The sequence below is a fragment of the Polynucleobacter bastaniensis genome, from assembly GCF_018882205.1.
Classification (GTDB): domain Bacteria; phylum Pseudomonadota; class Gammaproteobacteria; order Burkholderiales; family Burkholderiaceae; genus Polynucleobacter; species Polynucleobacter bastaniensis.
On record NZ_JACVOU010000002.1, the window covers coordinates 229,972 to 246,660 of the forward strand.

Here is a 16,689-nt window from a genome sequence, read left to right on the forward strand (position 1 = left end):
ACAAATATGAATCTCGACTTAAGCGGACAAATTGCATTAGTGACAGGCGCATCGCGCGGTATTGGCCAAGCCATTGCGGACGAGCTAGTGAAATGTGGTGCCAAGGTAATCGGTACTGCCACGTCTGAGGATGGCGCCAAAGCAATCAACACCCGTTTACAAGCGAGCGGTGGTCGTGGCGAAGTATTGAATGTGACTGATCCTAAGGCTTGCGAAGACATTATTGATTTGATCGTCAAAGATTTTGGCGGTATTAGTATTTTGGTCAATAACGCAGGCATCACTCGCGATAACCTTTCAATGCGTATGAAAACAGATGAGTGGACCGATGTGATCGATACCAACTTAAGCGCTGTTTTCCGTTTATCGCAGGCGGTAATGCGCCCCATGATGAAAGCGCGCGCTGGACGAATTATTAATATCACTTCGATTGTTGGCCACATGGGTAACCCTGGGCAGGCTAATTACGCTGCCGCAAAATCGGGTGTTTCAGGTATGACCCGTGCTTTGGCCCGCGAAATCGGTAGCCGCAATATCACTGTGAATTGTGTTGCCCCTGGCTTTATTGATACAGATATGACCCGTGCTTTGAGTGAAGAGCAGCAAAATGCCCTAAAAGCCAATATTCCTCTGGCACGTCTGGGTAGCCCAGAAGATGTAGCCCAGGCAGTGGCGTTTTTAGCCTCTCCAGCGGCCGGATACATTACTGGAAATACCTTGCATGTCAATGGCGGACTCTATTTAGCCTAATAACAAAGCAGGAATTGATCATTTTTTGGCGGATTTACTAATTTAGCCTGCCAAGCTGATAAAATCCTTTTCATCGTTTTTTTACAACCCTTGGGGGAATTAATGGATAACATCGAACAACGCGTTAAGAAGATCGTCGCTGAGCAATTGGGCGTCGCAGAAGCAGAGATCAAAAATGAATCTTCTTTTGTGAATGACTTGGGCGCAGACTCTCTTGACACTGTTGAATTGGTAATGGCTTTGGAAGATGAGTTCGGGATTGAAATTCCGGATGAAGAAGCTGAGAAAATTACTACTGTTCAGCTTGCTATCGATTTTGCTCAGTCAAAAGCTCAGGGTTAATTCCCTAGCTTAGTTAAAAGCTATTACTGTGTCAGCATCAAATGGCCGCCGCCGGGTTGTTGTTACCGGCCTAGGCCTGATTTCACCAGTTGGTAACTCGGTTGATGTAGCTTGGTCTAATTTACTCGCGGGCAAATCAGGCATTGCTACTATTACCAAGTTTGACCACACTCCGCTCAGCGTGCACTTCGCTGGCGAGGTGAAAGATTTCAATGTCGAAGAATATGTTTCTGCCAAAGAGGCGCGCCATATGGATACCTTTATCCATTTCGGTATCGCAGCTGGTTCGCAAGCAATTCGTGATAGCGGTTTACAGATAACGGAAGAGAACGCAGAGCGCGTGGGCGTCATGGTCGGCTCAGGCATTGGTGGTTTGCCGATGATTGAAGAGACGGGCGCTGAATTGTTAGCTCGTGGCCCTCGTCGCATCTCTCCATTCTTTGTGCCAGGGTCAATCATTAATATGATTTCTGGTCATCTCAGTATCTTGTTTGGCCTTAAAGGCCCAAACGTGGCTGCGGTAACTGCCTGCACTACCGGTTTACACAGCATTGGCTTGGCGGCACGCTTAATTCAGTATGGTGATGCTGATGTGATGGTTGCTGGTGGGGCTGAATCCACTATCTCTGCATTGGGTGTTGGCGGCTTCGCTTCAGCTCGTGCACTATCCACTCGCAACGATGATCCTGCAACTGCTTCACGCCCATGGGACAAAGACCGTGATGGTTTCGTATTGGGTGAGGGTGCTGGTGTTGTGGTGCTAGAAGAGTATGAGCACGCTAAAGCACGTGGCGCAAAAATCTACTGTGAGCTCTTAGGTTTCGGTATGAGTGGTGACGCGTATCACATGACCGCTCCAAATATGGATGGCCCACGTCGCTGTATGGTCAACGCCATGCGCGATGCCGGTTTAAATCCAGATCAAATTCAATATATAAATGCACACGGCACCTCTACACCTTTAGGTGATAAGAATGAAACCGGTGCGATTAAAGCTGCCCTTGGCGATCACGCTAAGAAGACATTGATTAACTCTACTAAGTCGATGACCGGCCACCTCTTAGGTGGTGCTGGCGGTTTAGAGTCTGTCTTTACTATTCTGGCGCTCCATAACCAGAAATCTCCACCAACCATCAACATCTTCAATCAAGATCCAGAGTGTGATTTGGACTACTGCGCCAATACTGCTCGCGATGTGAAGATTGACCATGCCGTGAAAAACAACTTTGGCTTTGGGGGTACTAACGGTACCTTGATTTTTGGCAAATTGACCTAATATCCTTATTAGTTAGTTTTCTTCCTCTTTTTTTCTTTAATTATTGGTTTTTACCAAGCAGGTCTATAGCACTATGAAAAAGTATTTTATTGCGTTCTTGGCTATGTTTAGCTTGGGGCAAATTGCGCTTATCCCCCAGGCCTGTGCCCAGAGCCCACGTGTCTCTATTCCTGACTTTGCTGATTTGGTTGAGCGAGCTAGTCCTGCTGTGGTGAATATTCGAACCACTGAAAAAGTAATGCAGCAGCAAGCTCAGGGCGGTATTCCAGGGATGCCTGAGGATCAGGCCGAGTTCTTCCGTCGCTTCTTTGGTGTGCCCATGCCAGGATTGCCTGGCGGACCCAAGCAGGCGCAACCCAATCCTGGCAAGCCTCAAGAGGCTGATCGAGGTGTAGGCTCCGGCTTCATTATTGAATCCAATGGCTTAATTTTGACCAATGCCCACGTGGTCGAGGGTGCAAATACTATCTACGTCACCTTGACAGACAAACGCGAGTTCAAAGCCAAATTATTGGGTATGGATAAGCGAACCGATATGGCGGTTGTCAAAATCGATGCACGTGATTTGCCTAAGTTGCCACTAGGTGACTCTTCCCGAGTGAGGGTGGGTGAATGGGTATTGGCTATTGGCTCTCCATTTGGTCTAGAAAATACCGTGACTGCTGGCATCGTGTCTGCCAAGAGTCGTGACACTGGGGATTACTTACCCTTCATTCAGACTGACGTGGCTGTGAATCCTGGTAACTCGGGTGGACCGCTATTAAATACAGCCGGACAGGTGATTGGCATTAACTCGCAAATCTTTAGTCGCTCTGGTGGATATATGGGCATCTCTTTTGCCATTCCCATTGATGAAGCGATGCGAGTTGCAGAGCAGTTGCGTAGCAACGGAAAAATGACTCGTGGCCGTATTGGTGTCGCTTTAGGTGAAATGACTAAAGAGATTGCGGAGAGCTTGGGTCTAGGTAAACCTCGCGGCGCTTTTGTCCGCAATGTTGAGCCAGGTGGCCCAGCAGCAGCAGGCGGTATTGAGTCTGGAGACGTGATTCTGAGCTTTAATGGCCGTGATATTGGTAAATCGACTGATTTGCCAAGAGCCGTCGGGGAAACCAAGCCAGGAACTAGCGCCAACGTACAGGTTTGGCGTAAAGGCTCCACTAAGGATTTGATGGTCTCTGTAGTGGATACCGAAGCAGGTCAAGCTGCTGTGAAGAAGTCGGATAACTCAGGTTCATCTGGTGCAAATGCTAATTCTCTTGGGGTGGCAGTTTCTGAGCCCTCAGACACCAAGAAAAAGGAGCTCAATATTCGCGGAGGTGTCGAGGTTACCGGTTTAGGGGATGGCCCCTTAGCGCGCTCAGGGGTGCGTCCTGGGGATGTCATCATCCGAATTGCCGATGCCGATATCACTGGGGTAAAGCAGTTTGAGGGTCTTGTAAAGGGTTTGGACGCTAATAAGTCAGTTCCAGTCTTTGTTCGTCGGGCTGATAGCACTCTGATTATTCCGGTAAGGCCAAAATAAGCTAAAACCTTGTTTTTGGACGAAATAAGGGGGTTTGGCGCTAATTTGGCGCCACCCATTACAATCGTCCCAAGACGGCTTTTTGCAGCGCATCATCGTGGTGCGCTCTGACAAGGCGTTTTTTGAAGACTACACAAGACGCTATGGATTTAATCCGCAATTTTTCTATCATCGCCCATATTGATCACGGCAAATCAACGCTTGCTGATCGCATTATTCAGCTCTGCGGCGGTCTTACTGATCGTGAAATGGAAGCCCAGGTTCTCGATTCGATGGATATCGAGCGTGAGCGTGGCATCACCATCAAAGCCCAAACTGCGGCGCTGAGTTATAAATCTAAAGACGGCAAAACCTACAACATCAATTTGATTGATACCCCAGGGCACGTTGACTTCTCCTATGAGGTTAGCCGCTCCCTATCAGCATGCGAAGGCGCATTGTTAGTGGTTGATGCCAGTCAAGGTGTTGAAGCCCAAACAGTCGCTAACTGCTACATGGCGCTAGAGTTGGGTGTTGAAGTCGTACCAGTGCTCAATAAGATTGATTTACCGCAGGCAGATCCTGAACGCGCTAAACAAGAAATTGAAGATGTCATTGGTATTGATGCATCTGAAGCAGTGACTTGTTCAGCTAAAACGGGATTAGGTGTGCAGGAAGTCATCGAAGAAATGATTGCTCGCGTACCTCCTCCAAAAGGTAGTGCAACAGATCCATTACAAGCTTTGATTATCGATTCGTGGTTTGATAACTATGTTGGTGTAGTGATGTTGGTGCGTGTTGTGAATGGCACCTTAAAGCCAAAAGAAAAAATTACCTTGATGTCCAATGGCTCAAGTCATTTAGTTGAGCATGTTGGTGTCTTTAGTCCAAAGTCGGTAGATCGCCCAGAATTGTCTGCTGGTCAAGTAGGCTTTGTGATTGCCGGCATTAAAGAGTTAAAAGCTGCCAAGGTGGGTGATACGGTTACGCATACACCAGGGCAGCAAGGCCGCATTCCTGCTACAGCACCACTTCCAGGTTTTAAAGAGGTCAAGCCTCAGGTCTTTGCTGGGCTATACCCAGTAGAGTCGAGTGAATACGATCAACTGCGCGAGTCTTTGGAGAAGTTGCAGTTAAATGATGCCTCACTCTTGTATGAGCCAGAGGTGTCACAGGCTCTTGGTTTTGGATTCCGTTGCGGCTTCTTGGGCCTGCTCCATATGGAGATCGTGCAAGAGCGCTTAGAGCGCCAGTACGGTATGAACCTCATTACGACCGCGCCAACGGTGGTGTATCAGGTGGAGCAATCTGATGGCAGTATCTTATCGGTCGATAACCCATCGAAGATGCCTGAGGCTAGCAAGATCAATACGATTCTTGAGCCGATCGTGACAGTCAATCTGTATATGCCGCAAGAGTATGTAGGCGCGATTATTACTCTGTGCGTTGGTAAGCGTGGTATTCAGATGAATATGAATTATCTCGGTCGTCAAGTGAAACTCACATATGAGTTACCGATGGCAGAAATTGTTTTAGATTTCTTCGACAAAATGAAATCGATCTCTCGTGGCTATGCATCTATGGACTATGAGTTCAAGGAATATCGTCCAGCCGATGTAGTTAAAGTTGACATCCTCATTAATAGCGAACGAGTTGATGCCCTATCGGTGATCGTTCACCGTAGCAATAGCCAACATCGTGGTCGTGAAGTAGTTGCCAAGATGCGCGGCATTATTCCGCGTCAAATGTTTGATGTAGCTATTCAGGCGGCAATTGGTAGCAACATCGTTGCTCGCGAAAACGTCAAGGCCTTGCGTAAGAACGTATTAGCTAAATGTTACGGCGGTGATATTTCCCGTAAACGTAAATTATTAGAGAAGCAAAAAGAAGGTAAGAAACGCATGAAGCAGGTGGGTAATGTGGAGATTCCACAGGAAGCCTTCTTAGCCATTTTGCAGGTAGACGACTAATGAACTTTGCCCTCATCCTCTTTATCTTGGTAGTGGTCTCTGGCATTGCTTGGATTGCTGACCGCTATTACTTTGCTCCACAAAGACGCAAGGTTGGCATCGATCGCATGCCATTGTGGCTGGAATACACGGCAGGGTTCTTTCCAGTCATTTGCGCGGTCTTTGTATTACGCTCATTTATTGTGGAGCCCTTCAAAATTCCTTCGGGCTCGATGATTCCAACCCTACAGATTGGTGACTTTATTCTGGTGAATAAATTTACTTATGGCATTCGTCTGCCGGTGATTAATCAGAAGGTTGTCGATCTAGGCTCCCCTAAACGTGGTGATGTTGTGGTATTCCGCTACCCCCGTGATGAGTCTATTGACTACATCAAGCGTGTTGTCGCTTTGCCAGGCGATACGATTACTTATCAAGACAAGCGTTTAACAGTAAATGGTCAGCCATTGCAATACAGTGGTGGCGAGTCCTATCTTGACCCGGAAAATATGCGTTATGCCAAGCGATTTGCAGAATCTTACCCTGCAGACTTAGGCGGCAATAAGCATGAGATTTTGAATGATCCCGATCGTCCTGCTGGCATGTTCCCTGCAGAGCGTTTTCCTGGATTTGAAAACTGTCAATATATTAATGCTGGGCTCACCTGTACTGTCCCAGCAGGACATTACTTCGCTATGGGTGATAACCGTGATAACAGTGCTGATTCTCGCTACTGGGGATTTGTGCCGGATAAGAATATTGTTGGTAGAGCATTCTTTGTTTGGTTGAACCTCGGAAATCTTGGCCGTATTGGCGGCTTCGAATAAGACTATGAACGCCCGCGCCGCTATCGAAACTGCACCGCTGCAAGCGCAATTAGGTTATACGTTTAAAAAACTAGAGCTGCTCAATCAAGCCCTAACGCACCGCAGCCATAGCAAGAAAAATAATGAGCGCCTCGAGTTTCTGGGTGATTCGATTCTCAATTGCGTTGTTGCTGAAATGCTCTATGAGCGTTATTCCGATCTAGATGAAGGCGATCTTTCACGCGTGCGGGCTAATCTGGTTAAGCAGCAGGCACTCTATGAGATCGCTCAAACTCTTTCGCTGTCTGACTACCTACGTTTAGGCGAGGGAGAATTAAAGAGCGGCGGCTTCCGTCGGCCATCTATTCTGGCTGATACGCTTGAGGCAGTCACTGGTGCAATATTCTTAGATGGTGGATTTGATGCTGCCAAGGCCTGTTTGCGTAAGCTCTACACTATCATCCTGGCTAACGTTGATCCCAAAACCTTGGGCAAAGATGATAAGACTTTGTTACAGGAGTGTTTGCAAAGCTATCAGCTGCCGCTGCCTACCTATAACGTCACTGGCACTAGTGGCGCAGCCCACAATCAGCAGTTTGAAGTGGAATGTTTAATACCAAACCTGAACGTTGCCGTGAAAGGTGAGGGCCCCTCTCGACGTGCGGCAGAGCAGGCTGCGGCAAAGCTAGCACTCATTGCAGCACTGAAGGCTTTGCCACAGGCGCTAGGTAAACCCAAAAAGACTCGGTCCGCCAAAAAGAAGGCAGCTAAAAAAGTGGTAACTGAAGAGCAATTAAATCTTAAGCTGAAGGGCTAATCGTGTTTAGATGCGGCACTATCGCCATTGTTGGCCGTCCTAATATGGGTAAATCAACTCTCTTAAATGCCTTAGTTGGGCAGAAGATTAGTATTACCTCGCGTAAGGCACAAACTACGCGTCATCGTATTTTAGGTATTCAGAATCGCAAAGAAGCACAATTCATTTTCATTGATACTCCGGGCTTTCAGACGCGTTTGATGAATACCCTCAACAAGGCCTTGAACCGCACTGTAACCACAGCTCTGCAAGATGTGAATGTGGCTTGCTTTGTAGTTGAGGCTGGTTACTTTGGTGAGGATGACAAGAAGGTTTTGAAATTACTGCCAGATGACTTACCCGCTGTCTTAGTGTTAAATAAATTGGATCTATTTAATAGCCGCTTTCAGACTCCCTCTGAGCGCGATCAGGCTTTACTCAATTTCATGAAAGAAATGAGCCAGCCTTGGTGTGAATTAGGTGGTCATGAAGATCAGAAGTGTGAGTTTGCTGAAATCGTCCCGATGAGCGCTAAGAGCCCAGGGGATATTGAAAGATTATTAGACGTACTTGAGGGCTATTTACCTGAAGCTCCCGCAGTTTACGATGGTGACACTATTACTGATCGCAGTGAGCGTTTCTTGGCCGCTGAGATCCTGCGTGAGAAGGTTTTTCGCTTTACTGGTGAGGAATTGCCTTACACCAGCACGGTAGTGATTGATCAGTTCAAGATGGATGGCAAGATGCGACGTATCGCAGCAACGATTTTGGTTGATCGCGATAGCCATAAGGCGATGATTATTGGTGCCAAGGGTGAGCGCCTGAAGAAGATCTCTACCGATGCACGCATTGATATGGAAAAGCTCTTTGACGGCAAAGTCTTTCTGGAGACCTGGGTTAAGGTCAAACGTGGCTGGGCAGATGATCGTGCTGAATTACGGGCGCAGGGACTAGAGTAAGTAGCCATGGCCTCCATTCGTGTTGCTGACGAACCCGCTTTTGTATTGCACAGTATTCCTTATAAGGAAACTAGCTTAATTCTGGATGTCTTTACACGGCAATATGGCCGTATGGCACTGATTGCCAAAGGTGCTAAACGCCCGCACTCGGTGTTGCGTCCTGTCTTACAGCGTTTTCAACCACTATTGGTTTCTTGGAGCGGCAAGTCTGAGCTGCGTACTTTAACAAAGTCAGAGTGGGTTGGTGGTACGCCCTCTTTGGTAGGCGATGCCTTGCTCTGCGGCTTCTATCTCAATGAGTTGTTAGTGAAGTTTCTGGCGCGTGAAGACGACTATGAAAAACTCTATGACCATTACACCGATACCATCTCCGCCTTATCTAATCTCGAATTTCAATCCAAGGGTCTAGAAGAAATTTTGCGCCCATTTGAGCTAACACTCTTGCAGGAGACTGGATATGCAGCGGCATTAGACTACTGTGTTGAAACCCACAGCGCTCCAGTCTCACAAGAACAGTACATCTATCAGCCGGAGCGTGGTGTTAGGCCTGTACAGGTAGATGATCCAGGCCATTGGCCAGTCTTGAGTGGTAAATCTCTATTGGCTATTGCAGCGGGAGACTTTTCTGATCAGGAAACGCTTTCTGAGAGTAAGCAGTTGATGCGCTTTTTGTTGGGCTTGCACCTGCAAGATCAGGTGCTCACTACCCGTCAGATTTTGATTGACCTCAAGAAAATCTAGTAATCTACAAATATGAGTAACTCCAATATCCTTGAACTTGGTATTAATATCGACCACGTTGCCACCTTACGTAATGCTCGTGGCACGGTCTACCCCGACCCGTTAAAAGCCGCTCGATTGGCAGAAGAGGCGGGTGCTGATTTAATTACCTTGCATTTGCGTGAGGATCGTCGTCATATTAAAGATGCAGATTTAATGGCGCTTCGCCCTTTGATTCAGACGCGTATGAACCTGGAATGTGCTGTTACTCCAGAGATGATTAACATCGCCTGTCATATTCAGCCACATGATGTTTGCCTTGTTCCTGAGAAGCGTGAAGAGGTGACTACAGAGGGTGGTTTAGATGTCGTGGGTCACTTTGAAGCAGTCAAGGCTGCCACTACACAATTAAAAGCTGCTGGCATACGGGTTTCACTTTTTATTGATCCAGAAGAGCGGCAAATTCAAGCTGCAAAAGATGCAGGTGCCACAGTCATCGAGTTACATACTGGTCGTTACGCAGATCTGTCTGGTGATCAACAGAAGCAAGAGCTGGAGCGGATTAGAATAGCAGCGCAGTTTGGAAAAAGCATTGGCTTACGAGTCAATGCTGGCCATGGCTTGCATGAGGGCAATGTTATTCCAGTTGCTGGCATTGCCGAGCTATCCGAGCTTAATATCGGGCATGCTATTGTTGCTGAAGCACTCTTTAAAGGTTGGCAAAAGGCAATCACGGATATGAAGTACCTGATGGTTCAGGGTAGGTCTAAAGCTTAAGATATTTAACATCAAATGATCATTGGTATAGGCACAGACATCTTACAAATTGAGCGGCTTCAAGCTGCTTACGATCGCACTAATGGTCGCCTTGCTGAAAAAATTCTGGGCCCAGATGAGATATTGGTTTTTAAACATCGCTTAGCCAGAAATCACAAGCGGGGCATTGCTTTTTTGGCAACGCGCTTTGTTGCAAAAGAGGCTTTCTCCAAAGCCATTGGCTTGGGTATGAGAATGCCCATGACCTGGCGCTCTTTGCAAACACTCAATGAGCCTAGCGGTAAGCCGGCTACCTCCTATCTGGGGGCGCTCGCGCAATTTATGCAGGAAAAGAACTGGGAAGCTCAGGTCACTGTTAGTGATGAGCAAGATATGGCAATAGCCCATGTCATCGTGGTTCAAAAATAAAACCACTCTCAAAAGTATATAAAACAAAAAATTTCGAGGAATCCATGGCTACGCTGACTATGAAACCAGGCCCAGTTACATTAGATGTTGTTGGTCTCGAATTAAATGCAGAGGATCGTCGTCGCATCTTGCACCCCCTTACCGGTGGCGTGATTTTGTTTGGCAGAAATTTTGCTAATCGCAAGCAGCTCACCAAACTCACTGCAGAGATTAAAAAAATCCGCTCTGATGTATTGATCTCGATTGATCATGAAGGTGGACGAGTGCAGCGCTGCAGGACTGATGGCTTTACCCATTTGCCTGCTATGCGTAAGCTTGGCGAGCTTTGGGGGGCTAAAAATAAATCAACAGATAAATCAAAACATGCCGCTGAATCAGCCGCCATCGCTATGGCTGCAGTTACCGCCTGTGGATATATCCTGGCTGCCGAGTTAAGAGCTTGTGGTGTGGACTTTAGTTTTACTCCTGTCCTGGATTTAGACTTTGGTCGTAGCGGTGTAATCGGCGATCGTGCATTTAGTCGTGATCCACAAATTACCTTTGCATTGGCTAAGAGTTTGAATGAGGGCCTACGACTCGCGGGTATGGCAAATTGCGGAAAGCATTTTCCAGGTCATGGCTGGGCAGAGGCGGATTCTCATGTGGCTATTCCAGTGGATGAGCGTCCACTAGAGATCATTCTGAATGAGGATGCCAAGCCTTATGAGTGGTTAGATCTGAGCTTGACTGCCGTAATGCCGGCGCATGTAATTTATCCGCAAGTAGATAAAAACCCAGCAGGGTTTTCTAAGGTTTGGCTACACTCCATCTTGCGTCAAGAGTTGGGATTTGAAGGTGTGATCTTTAGTGATGACCTTTCCATGGAGGGCGCCAGTGTCGCTGGTTCTGTGGTGAAGGGCGCCGACATGGCGCTTGAGGCAGGATGCGATGCAGTATTGATTTGCAATCGCCCCGATCTCGCAGATCAATTACTCAGTCAGTTGAAAGTCTCTAAAGCAAAACAAGCTGAATCTGCTACTCGATTAAATCGCTTGATGCCTACTTCCACAGCTCCCGCCTGGGATGAGCTGCAATCCGAAGCGCAATACCAGCATGCTAAAGGCTTGCTCCAGCAGTTGAAGCTCATTTCTTAGGAAATAAAAAAGCCCGGCGTACCGGGCTTTTACTTATCGAGCGAGCTAATTAGTTAGCGCGGCTACGATATTCACCAGTGCGCGTATCGATCTCGATCTTGTCACCAGTGTTACAGAATAATGGCACTTGCAATTCATAGCCGGTAGCCAATTTTGCATTCTTCAATACTTTGCCAGAGCTGGTATCACCTTTAACTGCTGGCTCTGTGTAAATGATTTCACGAACCAAAGAGTTCGGCATGGCTACTGATAGTGCTTTACCTTCGTAGAACACCACTTCACAAGGCATGCTTTCTTCGAGGTAATGCAATGCATCGCCCATGAATTCAGCTTCTACTTCATATTGGTTGTACTCGGTATCCATAAATACATACATTGGATCTGCAAAGTAAGAGTAGGTGCAATCTTTCTTATCCAAGATCACTACATCGAACTTGTCATCTGCTTTGAATACGCCTTCGTTAGGCGCACCAGTTAACAAGTTCTTAAATTTCATTTTCACAACTGAGGAGTTACGGCCTGAGCGACTGTATTCTGCTTTTAAAACGACCATGGCATCAGTGCCGATCATGACTACGTTACCAACGCGGAGTTCTTGTGCTGTTTTCATCTTGCTATTCCTGGGTGCAGAGCTGATTTTCTGCGGTTTTTATCAAAAACAAGATTGTAACCGCCCGCAGGCGTATTTCGCCTAAGATCAGGCTACAAAGCGCATTAGACGAGCAGCCAGGCCACCATCGCTTTGTTTTTCAAGTAAATCTGCTCGCCAAGCCTTGGAATGGGTGTTCCATTCATCAATTGATTCATGCCACTTGCTGGGCATTGTCCAAGTCATTGCTTCAATGACGGCGTGTTTAAGCTCTTGAGGTGCATCTTCAAGATAGAGATCTAAAAATGCAGCCAACTTGGTTTCATGGGCACGATCTGCTTGGGGGTAGATATGCCAGATGAAGGGCTTGCCAGCCAACTGCGCTCGGACAAAAGAATCCTCACCCCGAACAATATTAAAGTCGCATTGAGAGAGAGTCCAATCATATTCATCTTGAGAGACAAAAGGAATTGAGATTAGTTGAATGGAGTTAGGTAGGCTAATTGCTTTAGTAGGGTGACCTGAGCTGAACTGCAATTGCTCAAGCTGGCCATGAGTCAACACAATGTCGAAGTTCTTATCTAATGTTGCTAGATTTTCTAACCATTTGAGGAGCGGCGCACCTGGGTAGCAAAAAACACTAATGCGTTTTGCATTAGGTCGCAATAGCTTCCAGCTTATCCCGAGGCTCTCAGGAATCAATTGCGCAGTCAATGATGACTCCTGAGGAATTGGATCAGTCAAAATGCCGCCCGCATTAGCCTGAAAACCTGGAAAGAAAAAGTATTTCGGAATACCGTGTGCCTGCGGAGATGCTCTCTGATGAAAGTTCACTATCCAGGGCTCTGCAGTTAAATACTCCAGATTAATGATGATGGGTTTTTTGGGGGCAATCAGTAGGCCTGCAAGGTAGCGATCGGGAAGGTCGCATCCAAACGCCTCAATCACTACATCGGGTGCCTCAACAGGGTGGCGGCTATTGTTATGACTCGCTTCCCAGGGTTGGACGTCGATACGACGATTGATTTCTGGGTCAACCCCAGAAGCGAGTAAATTAAGGGTTGGGAGATTGTCACAGAAAATGCGCACGTCTTGGCCATGAAGACTTGTTAAGCTTCTCGCTAGGCGCCAGCAAACACCGGCATCACCATAGTTGTCTACGATTTGACAGAAAATATCCCAACGCATGAGCAATTCGCTTTTTGAAACCCTTCAGCAGGATGTTAAACGGCTACCCGGATTGCCGGGGGTGTATCGCTTCTTTGATGAGGCAGGACATATTCTGTATGTCGGAAAAGCGCGCAACCTCAAAAAGCGGGTATCTAGTTACTTCCAGCGAACTCCGCTTTCACCACGGATAGAACTGATGGTGGGAAAAATTGTCCGCTACGAAACTACAGTAACACGCTCAGAAACCGAAGCCTTAATTCTAGAGAACAATTTAATTAAGGAGTTAGCTCCTCCATTTAATATTCTCTTCCGAGATGATAAGTCCTATCCCTATGTGATGTTGACGGGACACCAGTTTCCACGTCTAGCCTCCTATCGAGGGAAAACGGATAAGCGCAATCACTACTTTGGACCATTCCCAAATTCATGGGCGGTGCGCAATAGCGTGCAGATTTTGCAAAAAGTCTTTCGTCTGAGAACTTGTGAAGACTCTGTTTTTAAAAACCGGAGCCGTCCTTGTTTATTGCATCAAATTCATCGTTGTAGTGCACCTTGTGTCGGTCGCCTGAATGCGGAGCAATATGGGCAGGACGTAGCACAGGCAAAACGTTTCTTAGAGGGTGACCATAGTCGAGTACTCTCTGAGCTTGAAAAAAAGATGCACGCTTACAGTGATGCTATGGAATTTGAAATGGCTGCAGTACTAAGGGATCGTATTGCCGATCTTTCTAGTGTCTTGCAACAGCAGTCGATGGACACCGTTGCTGATGGCGAAGGTGATGTTGATGTCATCGCTGTAGCTCAAATGGAAGGTGTGGTCTGCGTCAATCTCGCAATGATTCGTGGTGGTCGCCATTTAGGTGATCGGGCCTATTTCCCGAAAGGCTTGCGTTCAAGCTCGGGAGAGTTGCCACCCCCCGCAGAAATCTTAGAAGCCTTTATCGCTCAGCATTACCTTGAGGAGAAGTCAGGTGATGGTGAGGCGACCACCAATTTAATTCCACCTGTACTCATTCTGAATCACCCATTGAGAAAGTTGGTGGATGATATCGCGGTATCAGAAGAAATTACTGAAGATGGTGTCGAGCAAGAAATTCCAGAAGGTTTGCATGATTTACTCAATGCTCAGGCTGGTAAGTGTATTACTTTCCTTCATCAACCACAAGGTCAGAGGCGACATTGGTTGGCGATGGCTGAGGGTAATGCCAAGATTGCGATAGCGAAGCGTTTGGTCGAGACTGGTGGACAACTAGCGAGAGCGCGAGCACTAGCTGATGTTTTAGTTTTGGAATTAGAAAGTCTTGAGCAGTTGCGTATCGAGTGTTTTGACATTAGCCATACATCCGGTGAGGCTACGCAAGCTTCTTGTGTGGTGTATTCCAAAAATGCGATGCAGCCTAGTGAATATCGCCGTTTTAACATTAATGACATTACACCGGGTGATGATTACGCAGCAATGCGTCAGGTCTTACAGCGCCGTTATGTGAACTTTCAAGAGTTTCCTATTGAGAAGATGCCGCAAGTGATTTTGATTGACGGTGGCAAAGGTCAGGTTGAGATGGCAAGACAAGTTCTCTCTGAATTTGGTATGGATATCAGCTTGATTGTTGGTGTTGCTAAAGGGGAAGGGCGTAAGGTAGGTCTTGAGACGCTCATTTTTGCGGACGGACGGAAATCGTTCGAACTCGGTATCGATAGTGCGGCTTTGTTATTAGTAGCGCAAATCCGTGATGAGGCGCATCGCTTTGCCATTACGGGCATGCGCGCTAAGCGTGCAAAAGCGAGGACAGTTTCTCAGTTGGAGGAGATTGAGGGTATCGGAGCGAAACGCCGTCAAAAATTATTAGCCCGTTTCGGGGGTTTGCGTGGTGTTTCCAATGCCACCATCGAAGAGCTCTCCAGTGTTGAGGGAATATCCACTGCATTGGCAGAGCAAATCTATAGGCAGCTCCATTGATTACCCAGCACGCTCGCATTAGTTTATGCTTGAGCTATGCCTTTTAATTTACCCATTGCCCTGACCTGGTTGCGTGTTGCCGCCATTCCGCTGGTCGTTGCAGTGTTCTATTTGCCTGATAGCTGGCTAACTCCTTTTGAAAAGAATCTCACAGCCACAGTCATTTTTGTTTTTGCAGCAGTAACTGACTGGTTAGATGGTTACTTAGCTCGCAAAATGAAACAAGAGTCGGCGTTCGGTCAATTCTTAGACCCGGTAGCGGATAAGTTAATTGTTGCCGCTGCATTGTTGGTTCTCCTCAACATGGATCGTGTTCAGGTTTGGGTTGCCCTTATCATCATTGGGCGTGAAATTACCATCTCCGCCTTGAGAGAGTGGATGGCGCTCTTAGGCGCAGGGAAAAGTGTTGCTGTACACATGGTTGGTAAACTTAAGACCACTGCACAACTAGTAGCGATTCCATTTTTATTGTTGAACGACACCATATTTGGTTGGCTAAATTGCGCACAAGTGGGTACTTGGTTAATCTGGATTGCATCCTTTTTGACACTTTGGTCAATGTTCTATTACATGAAAAAGGCTTTGCCTCAGTTGGTTGAAAAAGCTAAGTAAGGTCTACAAACCCATTACTGATAAGGACTTAGTCTAAATGTGAGCCTTGCTGGTAGATAGCCTTGCTCATGAATAATGCGCTCTCTCAAATTGTTTGCTAAACTGTTGCCCTGTTATGCGGGAATAGCTCAGCTGGTAGAGCGATACCTTGCCAAGGTATAGGTCGGGAGTTCGAACCTCCTTTCCCGCTCCAAGTTCGATGGGAAGCCCTAAAAAAGCTTCCCATTTTTGATTCAAGCATATGGCGCGTTGGCCGAGTGGTTAGGCAGGAGCCTGCAAAGCTTCGTACGGGGGTTCGATTCCCTCACGCGCCTCCAGCATTTGATTTGACGAATGAAGCGTGTAGCCTAAAATACTTACAAATGCTGTAAGCTCTAATGCGTTAACCACTTTGGGTTATCAAGGTAAACAATGACATTTCAAACTCTAAAACTTAATGCGCTTTGCTTAGTCTTATCTGCTCTACTGGGTGGATGTGCATCTTCCGGTGACTCTCCAACAGGTACGTCTAGTGAAGTCCAAGAAATTCAATCGCAACTCTTGGGTGATATGCCATTGCCCGCAGCATCAAAAATTATTGGCTCTGATTCACTGATTATTGGTCGCGGCGATAACTGGGTAGGGCGTGTTGTTTTATCTGGTGTGCAAACCCCAACAGATATTTATGCATTCTTCCAATCTGAATACCCTAGGGTAGGCTGGACTACCGTGAGTGCAGTGAAATCAAAAACGAGCATTTTGGTTTTCACTAAAGGTGATCGCACCTCAACCGTAGAATTAAATGAAGGTCCATTCACTGGCCCAAAGACAATCATCACTATTACTGCGTCTCCAAAGAATGCAAATGTAGTTGCGCCTAGTAAAAAATAAATAATAGAAAAAAATTGAGTAAAAAGAATGCTGTAGTTCCGCTCTGCAGTTGAAAAAGGCCTCATATAGAGGCC

General features: G+C 46.8%; 17 protein-coding genes and 2 tRNA genes. 17 read left to right on the forward strand and 2 right to left on the reverse strand.

Annotated elements, in window-relative coordinates:
- The first annotated feature begins 6 nt into the window (after positions 1–6).
- The 12 genes from fabG (at position 7) to nagZ (ending at position 11,417) form a co-directional block, all read left to right on the forward strand.
- Positions 7–750 carry a 3-oxoacyl-ACP reductase FabG gene (gene fabG, locus ICN22_RS04265; RefSeq protein ID WP_216169049.1) on the forward strand — a complete coding sequence of 248 codons (744 nt, stop codon included), beginning with the start codon at positions 7–9 and terminating at the stop codon, positions 748–750.
- Between the two features lie 102 nt (positions 751–852).
- A complete protein-coding gene (acpP, locus tag ICN22_RS04270; protein WP_046330561.1) occupies positions 853–1,092 on the forward strand; it encodes an acyl carrier protein in 240 nt (79 codons plus the stop codon).
- A 28-nt stretch (positions 1,093–1,120) separates the two neighbouring features.
- Entirely contained in the window at positions 1,121–2,368 is a 1,248-nt protein-coding gene (gene fabF, locus ICN22_RS04275; RefSeq protein ID WP_216169050.1) for a beta-ketoacyl-ACP synthase II, read from the forward strand.
- A 73-nt stretch (positions 2,369–2,441) separates the two neighbouring features.
- Complete coding sequence (locus ICN22_RS04280) at positions 2,442–3,890, forward strand: DegQ family serine endoprotease (RefSeq protein ID WP_216169051.1); 1,449 nt, start codon at positions 2,442–2,444, stop codon at positions 3,888–3,890.
- 143 nt (positions 3,891–4,033) lie between these two features.
- Positions 4,034–5,839, forward strand: coding sequence for a translation elongation factor 4 (gene lepA / locus ICN22_RS04285; RefSeq protein ID WP_216169341.1), 1,806 nt, complete (start codon positions 4,034–4,036; stop codon positions 5,837–5,839).
- The gene (gene lepB / locus ICN22_RS04290; RefSeq protein ID WP_216169052.1) at positions 5,839–6,645 is read left to right on the forward strand and encodes a signal peptidase I; all 807 of its coding nucleotides are present in this window, start codon (positions 5,839–5,841) and stop codon (positions 6,643–6,645) included. Before lepA ends, lepB begins: the two co-directional genes overlap by 1 nt.
- A 4-nt stretch (positions 6,646–6,649) precedes the next feature.
- The gene (gene rnc, locus ICN22_RS04295; protein WP_216169053.1) at positions 6,650–7,441 is read left to right on the forward strand and encodes a ribonuclease III; all 792 of its coding nucleotides are present in this window, start codon (positions 6,650–6,652) and stop codon (positions 7,439–7,441) included.
- Between the two features lie 2 nt (positions 7,442–7,443).
- Complete coding sequence (era, locus tag ICN22_RS04300; RefSeq protein ID WP_216169054.1) at positions 7,444–8,379, forward strand: GTPase Era; 936 nt, start codon at positions 7,444–7,446, stop codon at positions 8,377–8,379.
- Between the two features lie 6 nt (positions 8,380–8,385).
- Positions 8,386–9,120 (forward strand): DNA repair protein RecO, encoded by a 735-nt coding sequence (recO, locus tag ICN22_RS04305; protein ID WP_216169055.1) that lies wholly within the window; start codon positions 8,386–8,388, stop codon positions 9,118–9,120.
- Positions 9,121–9,132: 12 nt separating this feature from the next.
- Entirely contained in the window at positions 9,133–9,876 is a 744-nt protein-coding gene (gene pdxJ, locus ICN22_RS04310) for a pyridoxine 5'-phosphate synthase (protein WP_216169056.1), read from the forward strand.
- 15 nt (positions 9,877–9,891) lie between these two features.
- On the forward strand, positions 9,892–10,284 hold the full coding sequence (gene acpS / locus ICN22_RS04315) for a holo-ACP synthase (RefSeq protein WP_216169057.1): 393 nt from the start codon (positions 9,892–9,894) through the stop codon (positions 10,282–10,284).
- A 44-nt stretch (positions 10,285–10,328) separates the two neighbouring features.
- On the forward strand, positions 10,329–11,417 hold the full coding sequence (gene nagZ / locus ICN22_RS04320) for a beta-N-acetylhexosaminidase (RefSeq protein WP_216169058.1): 1,089 nt from the start codon (positions 10,329–10,331) through the stop codon (positions 11,415–11,417).
- Between the two features lie 49 nt (positions 11,418–11,466).
- Here the strand turns inward: nagZ and efp are convergent, their stop codons facing one another.
- Positions 11,467–12,027 carry an elongation factor P gene (gene efp, locus ICN22_RS04325; RefSeq protein ID WP_215304765.1) on the reverse strand — a complete coding sequence of 187 codons (561 nt, stop codon included), beginning with the start codon at positions 12,025–12,027 and terminating at the stop codon, positions 11,467–11,469.
- An 87-nt stretch (positions 12,028–12,114) separates the two neighbouring features.
- Positions 12,115–13,194, reverse strand: coding sequence for an elongation factor P maturation arginine rhamnosyltransferase EarP (earP, locus tag ICN22_RS04330; RefSeq protein WP_216169059.1), 1,080 nt, complete (start codon positions 13,192–13,194; stop codon positions 12,115–12,117).
- On the opposite strand from earP, the gene uvrC reads away from it, so the two are divergent.
- From uvrC to ICN22_RS04355, 5 genes are all read left to right on the forward strand, one after another.
- Entirely contained in the window at positions 13,193–15,133 is a 1,941-nt protein-coding gene (uvrC, locus tag ICN22_RS04335) for an excinuclease ABC subunit UvrC (RefSeq protein ID WP_216169060.1), read from the forward strand. The two genes, earP and uvrC, sit on opposite strands and share 2 nt — an antisense overlap.
- A gap of 36 nt (positions 15,134–15,169) precedes the next feature.
- Complete coding sequence (pgsA, locus tag ICN22_RS04340; protein ID WP_216169061.1) at positions 15,170–15,745, forward strand: CDP-diacylglycerol--glycerol-3-phosphate 3-phosphatidyltransferase; 576 nt, start codon at positions 15,170–15,172, stop codon at positions 15,743–15,745.
- A 117-nt stretch (positions 15,746–15,862) separates the two neighbouring features.
- Positions 15,863–15,938: transfer RNA gene (locus ICN22_RS04345), tRNA-Gly, on the forward strand.
- A gap of 50 nt (positions 15,939–15,988) precedes the next feature.
- A tRNA-Cys gene (locus ICN22_RS04350) sits at positions 15,989–16,062 on the forward strand.
- Between the two features lie 94 nt (positions 16,063–16,156).
- Complete coding sequence (locus ICN22_RS04355) at positions 16,157–16,615, forward strand: hypothetical protein (protein ID WP_216169062.1); 459 nt, start codon at positions 16,157–16,159, stop codon at positions 16,613–16,615.
- Positions 16,616–16,689: the final 74 nt, after the last annotated feature.